We start from the raw sequence: 15,354 nt of genomic DNA on the forward strand, positions 1-15,354 counted from the left end.
TCAAACTCTGCTTCCTTTTTCCGTGATCTGCTCAAGAAGAGGGAGGGTGAGAATCATTTGATACAGCAATTTTCATGAAGTTTTTCTCACCGTGTGGATGGCATGATGAATTTTGCGAGCGGCCAGCAGTAGTCCACCATTTGCGCTAGACTACAACAAGTACTTCATGGCATGGCTCGAACCTGAAACCGCACACATTCTGCTGAAAAGGGCAGGGCGCGGCGATACGCGTGCCTGGGAACAAATCGTTCGAAGCTATTCAAACTTGGTCTATTCGGTAGCACGCCAAGCGGGTCTCTCCCGCGAAGATTCTGAAGATGTCTATCAAGCGACTTTTATCGCCCTCCACAAGAATCTAGATCGAATCGAGCATGGGAGTCGGCTCAGCAGGTGGTTGGTCGTTACGGCTGGGCGCGAATCGGTGCGCATCTCTCGGCTACAACGCCGTACCACCAGTTCCGACGAAACTACAGAACTGCTAGAAGAGGTCATCCACCAAGATGAGCAAGCCACCGAGGCATTGATCCTGGATGGAATGCAATACGAAGCCGCATTTGCTGGATTTGAAGCACTGGATGAGCGATGCCGAAAGCTGCTTTCCGCCATCTTTTCGGACCATCCCACTTCATACGAGCAGATCTCTTCGGAACTCAACATCCCGCTCGGATCGATCGGTCCTACAAGAGCGAGATGCATCGAGAGCTTACGCAAAATTCTGCAAAAGAATCACTTTTTTGAGGAGGATGTATCAAGACGCCGTGGGCGAAACTCTATGAGGAGGAACTATGTTCAATCGCCCAAATGATCGCTTGGTTTCTATGGTAGAGGTTGCTCTGAACGAGCAGCCGATCTCAGTGTTGGGGAACGTTTCGCCAGCTGAACAACAACGGCTTGCTGGTTTGGGTGAGATTTGCCAGTTTCTACAACAACGCTTCGATACTCCGAGTGCCGACGCCTTGAACCGTGCAATCGGTACGATGATCGGTGGCCAGCGGGTGGCTCGCTGGGTCAAACCAATTGCCCCCAAATTGGCATTACAAGCTCGTTCTGCGTCTGAACAGCATTCTTTCAGCTTCGAAGACGAGGGGGTCAAGCTCCGGCTGGTCTACACACCGCTCCCGTTGGGCTGGGAAATCGTAGGCAAAGTGACCCCTGCAGATTCCTGTGTCTCCATCGACGATCAATCCATTGAAGTCGAAGCTTCAGGGCATTTTCGCTCGGAAGTTCGCGATCTTAACCATCCAGAACTCGTAATTAGCCGGCTCGATCAGCGAATTGAGGTAGCGAACGGGAGGCAACTCCTCGATAATGCCGACTGATCAAACCATAAAGAGGATTTTTGCGGCAAGCAGCCTTGCCGCGGCCCGAAAGTTGGTTCGGCAATCCGCTAGCCCGGAATTCGCAAACGCAGCCTTTTCGGCACTTCTCGCTGAACTCGGCACAAAGCCGCAAAGGGCGAAGCTACTCGCAGATGCACTTTCCGAACTGCGATCCATTTCAGGGCTTCAGCACTTCGGTCATCGCGCGCGAGCAATTTCACTGCGGTTGCAAGGGAAGTGGTTGGCGAGTGTCCCCGAGTTCGAGAAGGCTGGCGAATTTGCGCCTGCCGATCTCGGCGCACTTTTTTCGGTAGGTGCCATTGATTCTTTGGCGCGGGCGGGTCGGACTAACCAGGCAACCAAGTATGGGGCAAATCTTTACGAAAGATCGCTGGGCGGATCGGAAATCGGCTCCGGGCGAGTCGCGTTGAACACTGGTCATGCCTTTTCTTGGTACGACAACAATCTGCAAGCGGCAAAATGGTACGAACGAGCGATCGCTCATTTTCGTGCTGCAGATTCAAAAGTGGATCTGGCTCAAGCACTTGTAGGGAAGTCGACGAGCTTGCTTGGCACCGATTCTAGCGAGGCCATTTTCGAGGTTACGCGAGAGGCGATCAGCCTGTTTGAAGAGGCGGAGATGCCGTACTATGCCTCAATTGCCAGAATGAATCTCGCGGCGGCAGAGCGTCTTCGGGGAAATCTCGATGTCGCCCTCAGTGAACTGCTGAAGATCAAATTTCAATTTGACCGTGAAGACGAAGAAGCGTTTCGAGTTCTTCACGACCTTGCCGCGGTTTACGCCGCGCTCAACCTCCATGCAGAGGCCGAAGACTGCGCGCTGGAAGCACTCTCACTCCCTTGGGCAAAGGCAATGCCGGTACACCGTGGAGGATGTTGGCAAGAGATCGCGACAGCTCGCATCAACCAAGGCAATCTCCGCGAAGCGAAATCCGCTCTTTCAACGGCTAGAAGAATCTATTCCGAGTACGGTGATCCGGTCTGGGTCGCTGAGGTCAACCGTATTGGTTTATCGCTCAAGACGAAATGGTCCAAGTCGGATTGGGCTTGCGCGGAAGACGGAATCGCAGTAATCCAAAAAAAGCGACTCTCAAAGCTCATTGCGCCGCACTTTGTGCTGATGGCGGAGCGTGGCGATGTGCGGTCACTTCGCGCGCTTGGCAAGCTGAAAGACAGCAGCGAAGAGTGGAAGTTCCATTTACTATCGTCGCAGAGGGTAACTGGCGCAAAGAAAAGGCAATCTCAAGAACGAATGCTCGATTCCATCTGGCAAGACCGGCTGAAGCTCCAAAGCCGAGTTTCGCTGATGAGCTACCTCGATGACAAAGTTGATGCAATCCAATCAGTCGTCGCAGATCGACTATCGGAAGGAACGGAACAAGCGACGAAAGAAGCGATTCAAATCATCGTACAAGCTCGATCCATCGCGCTAGTTGACGAAGTCTTGCGCGCGAACAGTTCCCACGACCAAGAGATATTGTCTGAGCTCGAAAATCTAAGGGCCGAATTCGCAAAGGAAGCTGGTCCGGATGCAACGGAAGGAAAGCGTAAAGGCGTTACGCTCGCCAGCAACGCCAATTTGCAACGGCGCTGGACCGAGGCCAGCATGCGGCTCGAATCCGTGTTGATTCCACGGTTCGAACTCCAGAGCCTGGATTCCACCGCGATCTATCTGGAAGCAAGGAACGATCTGTTTCAAATCTGCAATGGAACGGCCGCTAGGCTCAAGATCACAAAAGAACAACTGACCCAGAGGCTTCGCTGGCTCCACTTTGAACTTGGTGCTCCAGGACTCGGTTCGGAACCAGACCATTCAGCGCTATGTGAGATGATCGCTGAGTTGCAGGACTTGCTTCAACTGAACCAGAATATCCACCAGATCGCTCCCGAAGGGATTTTCTGGAGTGTGCCATGGCAAGCACTTTGTCAAGACCATTTGGTGGGACACATTCTCTTGCCAGGGCGATCCGAATCCAGCGATACCGTGCTCAAGCAAGGCCGTGTCGTGATCTGGGTGCAAATGACTGACGAATTGCCACACGTCCGGGCGGAGCTTGAAGGATTGCTAGAAGTTTATCCAGATGCAGAAGTGTGCACGTCCGTGGCGCAAGCTCGGGATAGCCTGAACAATTCGGAGCCGATTCGAGCGCTTCATGTCGCGGCTCACGGGCACTATCGGCCCGCAAACCCGATGCTCTCTTCGATTGAATTTGAAGACGGCGAGCTGTTTGCAGCAGAAATTTCGCGCAGTCCTGCGCAAGTTGATTTGGCGGTGTTGGCAGCATGCCACTCGGGCGCACTCAGTACGGCCCACCGATTTGAACCCAACGGTCTTTGCAGAGCATTTTTGGCGCTAGGCGCGAAAAGTGTTTTCGCAGGTCAATGGGCGGTGGACGATCAAACTGCGCCTTTGTGGACGACTGTGTTTCACAAACAGCTCAAAAATGGGAAATCCGCCGTATACTGTGCACAAAGCGCGCAGAATGCAGTGAAAGCGGTCCGGCCGCACCCTTATTTTTGGGCATCGATTATTGAGTTCCGAGGATATATAAGTCAGAAATGAAGAATAGGATTGTCACCGCAGCACTGATGACCATCGCGACGAGCCAGTTCGCGTTTGGTGCCGGGAGCGTGATTGCTCGGCTTAGGCCGAACGTAGATGAAGAGCAAGTGAAAATTGCACTTGGCTTGGGAATCGAGGATTCAACCCCGTTCGATCGATTCATATTGATCGAAGTTCCCGACACCTTCTGCGTCGAGAATGTCGAGGCGATGCTTGAAAATTTGAACCTTGCCGAATGGGCGACCGAGCAATGCGATATGTGCTCCCCAGGGCACAGTGAGGCACCCAAGAGCCAGGGCAGACTCGGTGGAAAGATCGCGGCTGTCTTTGGCAGTGCAGTCATGAACGAGCTGAACTCGACTCTCATGCAGCAGATTCGATATCAGTACACCCCGTTCACTTCATCGCAGCGAACTGTCCGGGTTGGCGTTCTTGATACAGGATTTTCTTCCCAATTTCCAAAGCTTTCAACCAGATTCGCCGCTAGCTACAACGCATTTAACGGTGAGCATCGAGCGATTGACCAGCCAGAGCGAGTGGATTCGAATGGAAGTGGTACCTACGATGACGCGGTCGGCCACGGCACATTTGTGACCGGTTTGATTTTGGCTCTAGCTCCAAACGCGTCTATTGTCAACGTCAAAGTCGCGGATGCGGATGGAATTGCAACTTCTTGGTCCATCATCAAGGGGCTTACATTTGCGAAAGCAAACGGCTGTGAAATCGTGAATCTCAGCTTCGGTTCGCTGGACGAAATTCCAGGTCTGGACAAAATGATCGACTGGTGCGATGAAAACGGGATCACTGTTGTTGCACCGAGTGGGAATGACGCGCTTTCGAGACTGCTTTATCCTGCAAAAGAGGATAAGGTGATTTCTGTCGGGAGTGTTGACTCCAAAGATCGCAAATCTCCTTGGAGTAACTTCAGCAGTCGGTTGAAATTCTCTGCCCCAGGCGAAAACCTGGTCAGCACGTTCTGGGATGGTGACTTGGTGTCTTGGTCTGGAACTTCGTTCGCCAACGCCGTGGTCACCGGTGTGATCGCTGATCGAATGCGTTCGCTTCCGGTCCAGTCGTCACAAAACCTGCGACGATTCTTGTACCGACGTGGCGTCAACATCAATCCAGTTAATCCGAACTTCATTGATAAAGTTGGAGTTCGAATCGACTGGCCGCTGATGAATCAGCGCTAGAAACTTTGCGGACTATCGACGATCGGGTACCAGCGCTCCGAGCAGGTACTCGATCACGTCCGCCGCAGAGTAACTCGTCTTGCCTTCTGGCACGAACTGCGCAACCGAGTGGACCTCATCCCCTGCCGTCATGATCGGGAGTTCCTTTGTGCCGTCTTTACGCACTTGAGCCATACCAACGGTGGCCATAAGACCGTTGCAAATGCACTTTCGTCCGCTGCACTCGGCAACATCGCCACCCTTTCGGACAAAGTCGTCAATCGGTTCGCTTGGGCATCGATAGCCTAGCTTGCCATTTTCCATCTTGTACAGTTCGCGCAAGTATCCGAGGTCGCAAATTCGTTCGCGGTTCTCGTAAACCTTGGCTTGGGACAATGTGTTTTCTAGGCCAACGACCTTGAAAGGAAATCCGGTCGGTGAAGCAAGCGGATCGGTGTAAGTATGAACCTGTTGAGCCTGACTCTTTCGTAAGACCTCGTACTTCAGGTGCGGGTCGATTCCCGAATCGTCACAAAATGCGAACGCGGTGCCGACTTGAATTCCAGCAGCTCCTTGATCTTGAGCCTTTCGAAGTCCTTCGCGGGTTCCGTACGATCCTGCAAGCCAGAATGGTAGTCCGAGTTCGCGGAACTGCGCGAGGTCGGCCACGTCGCGTTCGCCATAAATCGGTTCGCCGATTTCATTGAGCTCCATCTTGCCCCGAGGTGGTGCGTTGTGCCCACCAGCGGTCCAGCCTTCGATCACAAAACCATCGACCTTGCCGGACGCCTTGCGCGAGAGCATGATCGCGAGCGATGCGCTCGACACGATGGCAAGGAACATTGGTCGCTTGAGCTGCTGAATGCCAGCGGCGACAAATCCTCTTGGATCGAAGTGGGTCGCCCAGTTCTCGCCTGGTTCAGCGTTCGCGACATCTACTGGAAGTGATGCTGGCTCGAGCTTTGCGAGCTTATCCAGCGCACCGGGGATATGGCGCGGGATACCGGCACCCATCAAAACGTAATCGACACCTGCCAACATCGCACCGTAGAGCGATGGGAGGGTCGGAACTTGAATCTTTTCAAGCAAGTTGATTCCGACAGGACCGTCGTGGCCCTGCTTGGCCAAAAACACCTCAACAAAATTTGCGACCGTAATGAGTTCTAAAAGCGATTGGCTCGGTTCAGCAGAAGGAAGCGGCTTGGATTTGTACGGCTCGTCTGGAGATTTTCCCCCAGCTACAAAATAGCGATCCCAAATGCGTTTCGCCATCTCAGGAATTGGGAAATGATCCAGCGCACGTTTTACGTGACCACCTAAATCACCGTCTTGGAGCCGGCGAGTTATCACGAGATCGAGGGCAGTGCCGGAGACTACTCCGAGCTGTCCCTTCATCGAAACCGCACGAGCGAGGCGCCAATCGGATACTGCGACGCCCATTCCACCTTGGATAATTTGTGGCAACGACATGAAGCCTATAGCTTACTCGGTGAGGCAGGGCTGGATTGCAACGTAACACCACAATTCTGCGTCTTTGTTGATGGCGACAATGGAAAATATTGTAACGATCGTCTTATCTGTTCTGGGGGTCATCATCCTGTTCTCCGGGCTTTTCATCGTGCAGCAACAAGAAGTTGCTGTGATCGAGCGGCTCGGGAAATTTGTGAGAACCGCCGGTCCAGGACTCAACTTTAAGATTCCGCTCATCGAAAGCGTGCGTGGGAGGGTGTCTCTACAGGTTCGCGAACTCGATATCCCAGGCAAATTCAAGACGCGAGACAACAACTTCATCAGCGTTTTTGTCCGCGTCCAGTTCATCGTCATTCCGACTTCTGTGTACGAAGCGTTCTATTTGCTCGCCAATCCGGCAGAGCAGATTTCGGCGTTCGTCAGCAACACCGTTCGGGCAAAAGTCGCGGACATGAACCTTGCAGATGTGTTCGCTCACCAAGACTCCATCGGTGAAGCGGTAAACATGCAACTGAGCACTCGAATGGCACAATTCGGATTCCAGATCACCAACTCGTTGGTCACCGAAATCATGCCCGCCGCCGAAGTTGTGGCAGCAATGAACAAAGTGCTTGAGACTGAAAACCTCAAGAAGGCCGCAGAAAACGAAGGTGAAGCTCACCGAATTCAGATGGTGAAGAAGGCCGAAGCGGAAGCCGAAAGCAAGAAACTCCAAGGTGAGGGAATTGCAAACCAGAGAATCGAGATCGCCAAAGGTATCAAGATCGCTGCAGAACTGATGCGCGAGGGGATGTCTGGCGCGGACGACCACGCGGTGATGCAACTACTGATCCTCAACCAGCATTACGATATGCTCAACAACATCGGTCAGAGCAACGCCAAGATCATGTTGGTGCCGTTCTCGCCGCAATCCGTCGAGGATCTTCAAAAGAGCATCGCAGGGATGTTTATGGGCGCCGAGGCCGCCGGTGGTGTTCCGGGCCCGAAGCCACCAAAAATATAACGATCTTCCGTCAAAATTCGAGCCGTTCCGTGATTCTTCTGGAACGGCTCGATTTTTTTATGTACGATCATTTTGCTGGGGCATCCTTTAGCCCTGGGTTGTGAGAATTGCAATGAAATTTCGACTAATTACGTTAGCGTTAGGATTGAGTGTTTGTGGGTTGGCCTTTGCCGATCCAAGTTTCACCCGAAGTCACGGCGACACACTTTCTGCTCTCAAGAGCGATGCCGGGCTCGCTTGGACAGAAACCAAGTACGGCGTGAACTTCTACAAGGCGGCGACCGACCCAACCTTGTTCATAAATGCCATCAACTTTATCCCGGGCGTGTCGTGGGACCCGAATATCAATCTGAATACATCGACTTTCTTTTACGGTGATTTGGGTAGCGGATATTCCGGGCACACCTACGAATTGGGAACCGCAATCAATGGCGAAGCGAACTGGAATTTTGATGGAATCCTGCGGCGAAGCGGCGTTGTCAACAGCTCGGTGAATGCCGGACTGTACGATTTTCGGGTGGAGATTATTGGCGGGAACAGCGATACCGCAGAGGACGTTCTCGCATCCTTTGATAACTTCATCGAAGTTATTCCTTCGCTGACGGCCGAAGCGACGGCCACGATGAGTCCGGCTGCAATTGGTCCAAATCAAATCAGCCAGGCTTCTGTTGAATTCCACAATTCGAGCAATCGCGACATCAAAACAACGACTTGGTATGTCGCAGGATTTGGGCTCGGTGACCCAGGAAATTCAGACCAGTTGGTCCTAGACAACTTCATCGGTAACTGGTTCAACCAGACCATCACTCCGAGTTCCAGCCGTCAAGACCTTCACTCCAGTTGGAAGGCAACTCCGTCCAACGCTCCTGGTATCTACCAGGGCAATCTCGGCATCATCGGCGGAGCCTACGAAGGAGACTGGCATGGATGGAAGGCTTCCGGTTCTAGTCTCGAAGTGGTTCCAGAGCCTGCAACGATGCTAGCAGTTGGCTTGGGTATTGCTGGATTGTTGCGAAGGCGGCGAGCTTAGCGGGTATCATATTCGGGTTGCGAGGTTGGGGACGAAAGCACGTGCTGCTTAGCCTGGAATTCGCGACTGAGAAAATTTATGAAAGCACCTCGTGTAAGAATTCGCCTCCGAGCGTATGATCATCGCGTGCTGGATCAGTCTGCTGAAAAGATTGCCGAAACCGCTCGACGGACTGGCGCTCGAATCAGTGGACCGATTCCACTGCCGACCAATTTGCGACGATTCTGCGTTATTCGCGGTCCACACATCGATAAGGAATCGATGGAGCACTTCGAAATCCGCACTCACAATCGTTTGATCGATATTCACGATCCAACGAACAAGACGATCGACGCATTGATGCGCCTTGATCTTGCTAGCGGCGTTGACATTCAGATCAAGACCTGATCTAAGTGGCATCAAAACAAAAAGAACTCCCGGATGATTCATTCCAGGAGTTCTTTTTGCATTTATGGAACATGGGTAATATACGGGACACCTTATGCTTAAGAGCGACGACGTTTATTACACTGGCGAGCAATCGGTAGGTCGACAAATGCGCCAAAAGCGCATGAAGCTCTTTCTGGATCTTCTTGAAAATGTGCCTAAGCCATGCCGAATTTTGGATGTTGGCGGCGAACCGAACTATTGGAAGGTCCTTGGTTTCCAAGTTGAGGGTGTCGAGATTGTTTGCATGAATCTCAATCCTCGAAACAGCGATTGGCCCAATGTAACTAGCGTGGCTGGTAACGCGATCTCAATGCCTGAGTATGCAGATCAATCCTTTGATATCGTGTACAGCAATTCGGTGATTGAGCACCTATTTACGACCGAAAATCAATTCAAGATGGCTTCGGAAGTCCGCCGAGTTGGCAAGAGATATTTCGTGCAGACTCCGAATAAATACTTCCCGATAGAGCCTCATTTTCTTTTCCCGCTATGGCAATTCCTGCCTCGAGAGATGAGAATACGAATGATTCAAAAGCGTCGAGTGGGATTCGCAGGTCCAGCGTCGAGTAGAACAGAGGCTGAACAAATTGTTGACGAAATTTTGCTGATCTCCAAATCGGATTTTCAGAAAATGTTCCCAGACGGCACCCTGATCGTCGAGAAGTTCAAAGGCCTCTCGAAGTCATTTATGGTGTATCACGGGTTCTAGTTTCTGCCGGGAGCGGTCGGGAAATCCCAATTCAATCGCACGCCATCCGGTCGATAACCTGCCGGACTGAGCAGAATCGCATCGACGCTGAGCTTGCTCAATAAAGGCGGTTTCACCTCAATGGAGAGCTCTTGTGAACCTAACCCTAGGTTCACTTGGCCGAAGTTCACCCATCCAAAGTCTGCCCCATAGACGCTCTGTTTGCCACTTTGCGCGCCAAAGCTCTCGTTCAACAGGCGGACGTTGAGCGAACTGATCGCCCTACGATCACCATTCATCGCCACCCAGATTTGGTGAACCCCTTCGAATCTCGGGCTCACGTTATAGGTTGCTTTGAAGACTCCTTCCAACGGCGTCAAGACGGTCTCGAGGCTGAGCGCCGATCCGTTTGAAGCACCTGGCGATGAAATGATGTCGCTGAAGTTATGATTGCGGCTCGCCTCGGCTTCGATCCAAATGAATGGACTCAGAGAGCGGCGCAGCCGCTCCAATCGCACTCGCATGGCCTGGAACCCGCCACCAGGGTTCGTCTTCAACATCGTCGTTGCCTGGCGGAACGCCTCAATATCATCGGTGAGACTCTGCATGTTGGCTGGAAGGGCCGCGACGAGTCCGTTCAGTTCATTCATCGCCTCAGCGATGGCGATCTCGGGAACGGGAACCTCGGTCGTCAAAACCGAAAGCGGTTCGTCAAACGGGTCTAGTTCGATAATTCCTTTTTGAATCTTAAACGCAATTGGCCGGTTGTCAAGAGTCCGCACTTTGACGGACTTCGGATCAGAAAGCATCAGCTTGATCTTCTTCTTCGATTCCAGCGGCTTCGATGGCCAAAGAACGACCTGATCCCCCTCGTTTCCACGCATTCGATATCCGGCAAATGACTTCCCGAGGTCGATTCGATTTCCTTCGATGGGAGCGGGCAGCCACCAAGTCCCTCCGCCCAAACGCATGGGCTGGGCTGGATTTCGGGCAGATTCTGGGAAAGGCAGAACGCTGGTTCGGCTGGTCACCACGCTTCGCGCCTCGGCTCCAAGGTTATTCATGGAGGCGATCCAAGCCAAATCTTCTGCGGACTTTGGCGAGACGAACCATCCTGACAGTCCCATGGTTGCGCTCTCTTCTACGATCGTCTGAATCAATCGTGGTCGATCATCTGATGCCGCCAGCTTAATGTCTTCCGCGTAAATCAATGGCGCGCTGGCCCATCGACTACCGGTACTGGCCGCGCGCGCAACGTTATCCAGAACTTCCAAAAAGCCATCGCCTTCCAGCATCACGCTGCAACCCGATAACCCTGCCGCATTGCCCTCGTAAGGTCCGTTCCAACCCGCCCATCGTTGGATGACCGGGACATGCGCAATCTCTTGCAGATTTCGGCTGAGGTTGATGAATCGCCGGCGCAGGGTGGTCTGAAGCTCCTCTTGAATATCCGCCCAAACGCTACTCGAGCGGCTGTTGCATGAGTAGATTTGATCGGTATCTGGATCCCACAAATAATTGACCCCGCGCTTCGCCGACCAAAGTGGTACAAGCCGCGCGATCTGGCTGACCGCAGTGAAATCGGAAGCAGAGATGTTCCAAGCTTGTTCAAGTCGGCGCTGAGTGCCGTACTTCTGCTTCAATGAAGCCTCAAACTCCATCCTAAAACGTCGCGAAGTCGGGACAAACCTTGTATTAGCGTCCGGGAAGCTGAGCACCGTGCCCGCGGGATTGAAGATGCCTCGTAGACCTGGCTCATCGCCATACTGCTTGACCGCTGCCAAAAGTCGGTCGCGGTGAGCATCAAACTTTTCCCAGGCGTCTACAAAAGTCGGGTGGGTGCCAATCGGGTAGACGAGGATGACAAACTCACCGGAGTGTGGCGGCACGATGCGCTCTCGAAGGTTGCCAGCAGGATCAATCTTGGCCTTGAAGTGCTTTGCGATCTGACCATTCGTCTCGCTGATCACCACCAGCGCGCTCTTGTAACCAGGCAGCTTGGCTTCTAGGTCCATCGGCCCCGTTATCCCAGTGAGGCGATAAGCTTCAGGAGAGACATCTACTCCTTCGCTGGTCGGTGCTTTGCTTTGGATCGTGAAGAAGAATCTGGCGTCCGAATTCTGGAGTGCGGCCAACGTATCGGGCCAGGCTCTGCCATCAGCAGGCATCTCGATTAGCAGGTCTTTAACACCGGCTGAAAGAGTTGTCCGAACTTGCTCACCCGTGCCTTCGATTCTTGCTCCAAAAGGGGAATAGGATGCGTTGTTCCACACCAAACCGCCGACATCGGTGACCCCCCACGATTTGGCGGGAGCGGTGGGAGTGGCAATGAGCGTCAAAATCGCGGCAAGAATCATCCGTTCGAGAATGCTACCTCTGAGAGGTTGACGCATGGGCCCGGTGGGTCGGTTCATCGGGGTACCCTTTGCATCGTGGCGATGGTGCAATCGGAACTCGATAATCTGTGTGTAAACGTAATTCGCGGCTTGGCGATAGACGCGGTGGAGAAGGCAAAGAGCGGCCATCCGGGTATGCCGATGGGATGCGCCCCGATGGCGCATGCTTTGTGGTCACGTCACCTAAAACACAATCCAAAGAACCCAAAGTGGTTCGATCGAGATCGGTTCATCTTGAGTGCTGGTCACGGCTCGATGCTGATTTACTCATTGCTTCATCTCACGGGCTACGACGTGACGATGGAAGATATCCACCAATTCCGTCAGTGGGGAAGCCGGACTCCAGGACACCCTGAAAATACCCATACGCCCGGAGTCGAAATGGCCACTGGGCCGCTTGGGCAAGGAATCAGCACATCCATCGGATTTGCGATAGCGGAGTCTTATTTGGCCGCTCGCTACAATCGGCCCGGCCACAACATTATCGATCACTTCACCTACGTGATCTGCTCCGACGGCGACCTCATGGAAGGCGTGGCGCAGGAAGCTTGCTCGCTAGCGGGCCATCTCGGCCTGGGCAAATTAATCTGCCTCTACGATGACAACAGCATCACTATCGACGGCAACACGAGTTTGAGCTTCACCGAAGACACCTCCAAAAAGTTTGAAGCGATGAACTGGCAAGTGCTTCATGTGGACGGGTTGGATATCGATCAAGTTTCGAGTGCAATCGATGCCGCGAAGTCCGAGTCCTCAAAGCCAACTTTGATCGTAGCCAAAACGATCATTGGGTTCGGAAGTCCAAACAAGGCTAATAGCGAGAAGTCGCATGGATCGCCGCTCGGCGCAGAAGAAGTCGTACTGACCAAACGTGCGCTCGGTCTGCCTGAGGATAAGACGTTCTGGATCCCAAAGGAAGTGAGCGAGCAGATGTTGGGGGCCGTCGAAACCGGTGTAGCGGCAGAAACTGCTTGGACCGAAGCGATGAAAGCGTATTCTGCCAGCTTCCCAGCCGAACATGCAGAGCTATCGAAGTTGATCTCGGGCGAAGCGAGCTTGGAATCGCTCCTGGCGACGCCAGAATTCGACAAGCCGGTCGCCACACGCGGCGCAAATGGAGTCGCTGTCGCGGCAGTTGGAAATGACTTTGCCGGCCTCATCGGTGGCAGTGCGGACCTCACCAATAACGTCATGACCGAGATCAAGGGAGGCGGATGGTACTCCCCGCAGAATCGCGCCGGCCGAAACATCGCGTTTGGGATTCGAGAACACGCGATGGCAGCCGCCGCAAACGGTATCACGCTCCATGGCGGCACCCGAGGAATGGCTGGTACGTTCTTTGTGTTCAGCGACTACTGCAGGCCATCAGTTCGCCTCGCTGCGCTGATGCATATTCCAACGATCTTCTGCTTCAGCCACGACTCTATCGGTTTGGGAGAAGATGGACCAACGCACCAGCCAGTAGAGCACCTGGCCGCTTGCCGAGCGATCCCGAACTGCAACGTCTTCCGTCCGGCGGATGCCAACGAGACTTTGGTAGCCTGGGCAATCGCCGCCACGGCAAAAGACTTCCCGAGTTTGATCGTGACCAGCCGCCAAAATTTGGAGATTCATTCGCCCAAATTCGCAATGGATCATCCAGCGTTCAAGGGAGGATATGTACTCAAATCGGCGGAGAATCCGAAGCTGATCATCGTGGCCACGGGCAGTGAAGTCATGCTCGCGATGCAAGCCGCAAGTAGCCTAGAAGCTGAAGGCATTGCCACTCGCGTCGTCAGCCTGCCGTCGTGGTTCTTGTTCGAAAGGCAATCAGATTCATACAAGTCTAGCGTCTTGCCAAAATCCATCCCAACACTCTCGGTGGAAGCTGGAACAACGATGGGCTGGGCAAAATATGCTTCAGCTCACGTAGGGTTGGATCGGTTCGGCGCGAGCGCACCTGGCCCGGTCGCGATGGACAAACTTGGATTCAATGTCGAGAACGTCGTGGCTGAAGCCAAGAAGCTTTTTTCGAGCAATTGATTGAATTCCTAGTAATCCATCCATGATCGGTTCCGTCAATAGATGGAACCGAACAGTTGTATGATTCGCCACCTTCTCGTTGGGCTGTTGTTGTTGCCAATGGCAGCACACACCGCGCAAACCGTCGATACGGGACCTAAGGTCTCGGCGCGACAACGGCTCATCCAGAAAATCGTCGACCTCACCAACGCCGAACGCGCCAGGTTCAACCTCACGCCGCTAACCTACGATAATCGACTAGAAAAGGCGGCTCAATGGATGGCCGAAGACATGGCGATTAATAACTACTTTGACCACACCGATCACCAAGGTCGAACAATCGCGGAGCGTGTGCCGACCTTCGGATACAAGGGCTACCGAATCTTGCGAGAAAACCTGGCCGCTGGTCAACAATCGGAAGAAGAAGTGATCAAGGCTTGGATGGACAGTCCGCACCACCGAGAGGCGATTCTCTGCGACAAGTGCGAGCATATCGGGGTCGGGTTCTATTTCTCGGATTCATCCAAGTACAAATTGTATTGGGTGCAAGAGTTCGGCGCGCTTCTCCCAGGCGAAGATTGATCGATTTGAAATACAAAAAATCCCCATCCGAAACCGGATGGGGATTTTGTTTTGCTCGCTAAGAAATTAACGAGCGTAGAATTCGATGACGGCCTGCTCCTTAAAGAAGCTTGGGAAGTCTTCGCGCTCTGGCAGAGCAATGATCTTGCCCTTCATGCCAGCGACATCCACTTCGATGTAAGCCGGAACTGCGGCACCTTCGTAGTGATTTTCGCGAGCCATCTTTTGGCTGGCTTCTCGCTCTCGAACGCTGACCACATCGCCGACGCGGAGGGTGTAGCTCGAGATGTTAACAATCTTGCCGTTTACACAGATGTGTCGGTGGCTGACCATTTGTCGAGCCTGGAAGATTGTCTTGGCATAGCCCAGTCGCCAAACAGCGGTGGAAAGTCGAAGTTCGAGCAGTCGCAAGAAGTTGAGACCGGAGTTACCGTGCATTCGATGTGCGCGGTCAAAGGTCAACCGGAACTGCTTTTCGAGCATGTTGTAGTAGCGTCGGATGATCTGCTTCTGGAGAAGCTGATCGCCGTATTCGCTGGTGCGCTTGTCCTTGTTGTTAGCGCCATGCTGACCGTTTGCGTATTGTCGCTTATTGCTTGGGCACTTTGCTTTGCCCCAAATGTTAAAACCGACTCTTCGGCAGATGTCGTTTTTTCGTCCTCTATAAGTTGCCATTTTTA

Annotated in this window: 13 protein-coding genes; 10 read left to right on the top strand and 3 right to left on the bottom strand. The window is 53.1% G+C overall.

All coding sequences use genetic code 11. The features are described from left to right. The first annotated feature begins 166 nt into the window (after positions 1-166). Genes J0L72_02765 through J0L72_02780 form a run of 4 tightly spaced genes read left to right on the top strand, consistent with a single transcriptional unit; the run spans position 167 to position 5,096 of the window. Positions 167-805 carry a sigma-70 family RNA polymerase sigma factor gene (locus J0L72_02765; protein ID MBN8689697.1) on the top strand — a complete coding sequence of 213 codons (639 nt, stop codon included), beginning with the start codon at positions 167-169 and terminating at the stop codon, positions 803-805. Between the two features lie 13 nt (positions 806-818). After that, positions 819-1,319: a hypothetical protein gene (locus J0L72_02770; protein ID MBN8689698.1), complete on the top strand. Its 501-nt coding sequence runs from the start codon at positions 819-821 to the stop codon at positions 1,317-1,319. After that, positions 1,309-3,903, top strand: a complete 2,595-nt coding sequence (locus J0L72_02775; GenBank protein ID MBN8689699.1) for a CHAT domain-containing protein — start codon at positions 1,309-1,311, stop codon at positions 3,901-3,903. Before J0L72_02770 ends, J0L72_02775 begins: the two co-directional genes overlap by 11 nt. Then, complete coding sequence (locus J0L72_02780) at positions 3,900-5,096, top strand: S8 family serine peptidase (protein ID MBN8689700.1); 1,197 nt, start codon at positions 3,900-3,902, stop codon at positions 5,094-5,096. Before J0L72_02775 ends, J0L72_02780 begins: the two co-directional genes overlap by 4 nt. Before the next feature lie 12 nt (positions 5,097-5,108). Here the strand turns inward: J0L72_02780 and J0L72_02785 are convergent, their stop codons facing one another. After that, a complete protein-coding gene (locus tag J0L72_02785; GenBank protein MBN8689701.1) occupies positions 5,109-6,545 on the bottom strand; it encodes a nitronate monooxygenase in 1,437 nt (478 codons plus the stop codon). A 79-nt stretch (positions 6,546-6,624) separates the two neighbouring features. Between J0L72_02785 and J0L72_02790 the strand changes: the two genes are divergently transcribed. The 4 genes from J0L72_02790 (at position 6,625) to J0L72_02805 (ending at position 9,716) form a co-directional block, all read left to right on the top strand. Then, the gene (locus J0L72_02790; GenBank protein MBN8689702.1) at positions 6,625-7,548 is read left to right on the top strand and encodes an SPFH domain-containing protein; all 924 of its coding nucleotides are present in this window, start codon (positions 6,625-6,627) and stop codon (positions 7,546-7,548) included. A gap of 112 nt (positions 7,549-7,660) precedes the next feature. Beyond that, positions 7,661-8,578 (top strand): PEP-CTERM sorting domain-containing protein, encoded by a 918-nt coding sequence (locus tag J0L72_02795; GenBank protein ID MBN8689703.1) that lies wholly within the window; start codon positions 7,661-7,663, stop codon positions 8,576-8,578. A 78-nt stretch (positions 8,579-8,656) separates the two neighbouring features. After that, a complete protein-coding gene (gene rpsJ, locus J0L72_02800; GenBank protein ID MBN8689704.1) occupies positions 8,657-8,965 on the top strand; it encodes a 30S ribosomal protein S10 in 309 nt (102 codons plus the stop codon). A 94-nt stretch (positions 8,966-9,059) separates the two neighbouring features. Then, positions 9,060-9,716: a class I SAM-dependent methyltransferase gene (locus J0L72_02805; protein ID MBN8689705.1), complete on the top strand. Its 657-nt coding sequence runs from the start codon at positions 9,060-9,062 to the stop codon at positions 9,714-9,716. On the opposite strand, the gene J0L72_02810 is transcribed toward J0L72_02805, so the two are convergent. Beyond that, on the bottom strand, positions 9,713-12,220 hold the full coding sequence (locus J0L72_02810) for a hypothetical protein (protein ID MBN8689706.1): 2,508 nt from the start codon (positions 12,218-12,220) through the stop codon (positions 9,713-9,715). The genes J0L72_02805 and J0L72_02810 overlap by 4 nt on opposite strands. On the opposite strand from J0L72_02810, the gene tkt reads away from it, so the two are divergent. Further along, the gene (tkt, locus tag J0L72_02815) at positions 12,134-14,113 is read left to right on the top strand and encodes a transketolase (protein ID MBN8689707.1); all 1,980 of its coding nucleotides are present in this window, start codon (positions 12,134-12,136) and stop codon (positions 14,111-14,113) included. The genes J0L72_02810 and tkt overlap by 87 nt on opposite strands. A 60-nt stretch (positions 14,114-14,173) precedes the next feature. Then, entirely contained in the window at positions 14,174-14,674 is a 501-nt protein-coding gene (locus tag J0L72_02820; protein ID MBN8689708.1) for a CAP domain-containing protein, read from the top strand. A 66-nt stretch (positions 14,675-14,740) separates the two neighbouring features. Here the strand turns inward: J0L72_02820 and rpsD are convergent, their stop codons facing one another. Further along, the gene (gene rpsD, locus J0L72_02825; GenBank protein MBN8689709.1) at positions 14,741-15,349 is read right to left on the bottom strand and encodes a 30S ribosomal protein S4; all 609 of its coding nucleotides are present in this window, start codon (positions 15,347-15,349) and stop codon (positions 14,741-14,743) included. Positions 15,350-15,354: the final 5 nt, after the last annotated feature.

The sequence above is a fragment of the Armatimonadota bacterium genome (genome assembly GCA_017303935.1).
Classification (GTDB): Bacteria; Armatimonadota; Fimbriimonadia; order Fimbriimonadales; family Fimbriimonadaceae; genus JAFLBD01.

Coding starts and splice junctions, on each gene's coding strand:
- J0L72_02765 (MBN8689697.1), top strand. CDS start 167: ATGGCATGGCTCGAACCTGAAACCGCACACATTCTGCTGAAAAGGGCA.
- J0L72_02770 (MBN8689698.1), top strand. CDS start 819: ATGGTAGAGGTTGCTCTGAACGAGCAGCCGATCTCAGTGTTGGGGAAC.
- J0L72_02775 (MBN8689699.1), top strand. CDS start 1,309: ATGCCGACTGATCAAACCATAAAGAGGATTTTTGCGGCAAGCAGCCTT.
- J0L72_02780 (MBN8689700.1), top strand. CDS start 3,900: ATGAAGAATAGGATTGTCACCGCAGCACTGATGACCATCGCGACGAGC.
- J0L72_02785 (MBN8689701.1), bottom strand. CDS start 6,545: ATGTCGTTGCCACAAATTATCCAAGGTGGAATGGGCGTCGCAGTATCC.
- J0L72_02790 (MBN8689702.1), top strand. CDS start 6,625: ATGGAAAATATTGTAACGATCGTCTTATCTGTTCTGGGGGTCATCATC.
- J0L72_02795 (MBN8689703.1), top strand. CDS start 7,661: ATGAAATTTCGACTAATTACGTTAGCGTTAGGATTGAGTGTTTGTGGG.
- rpsJ (MBN8689704.1), top strand. CDS start 8,657: ATGAAAGCACCTCGTGTAAGAATTCGCCTCCGAGCGTATGATCATCGC.
- J0L72_02805 (MBN8689705.1), top strand. CDS start 9,060: ATGCTTAAGAGCGACGACGTTTATTACACTGGCGAGCAATCGGTAGGT.
- tkt (MBN8689707.1), top strand. CDS start 12,134: ATGGTGCAATCGGAACTCGATAATCTGTGTGTAAACGTAATTCGCGGC.
- J0L72_02810 (MBN8689706.1), bottom strand. CDS start 12,220: ATGGCCGCTCTTTGCCTTCTCCACCGCGTCTATCGCCAAGCCGCGAAT.
- J0L72_02820 (MBN8689708.1), top strand. CDS start 14,174: ATGATTCGCCACCTTCTCGTTGGGCTGTTGTTGTTGCCAATGGCAGCA.
- rpsD (MBN8689709.1), bottom strand. CDS start 15,349: ATGGCAACTTATAGAGGACGAAAAAACGACATCTGCCGAAGAGTCGGT.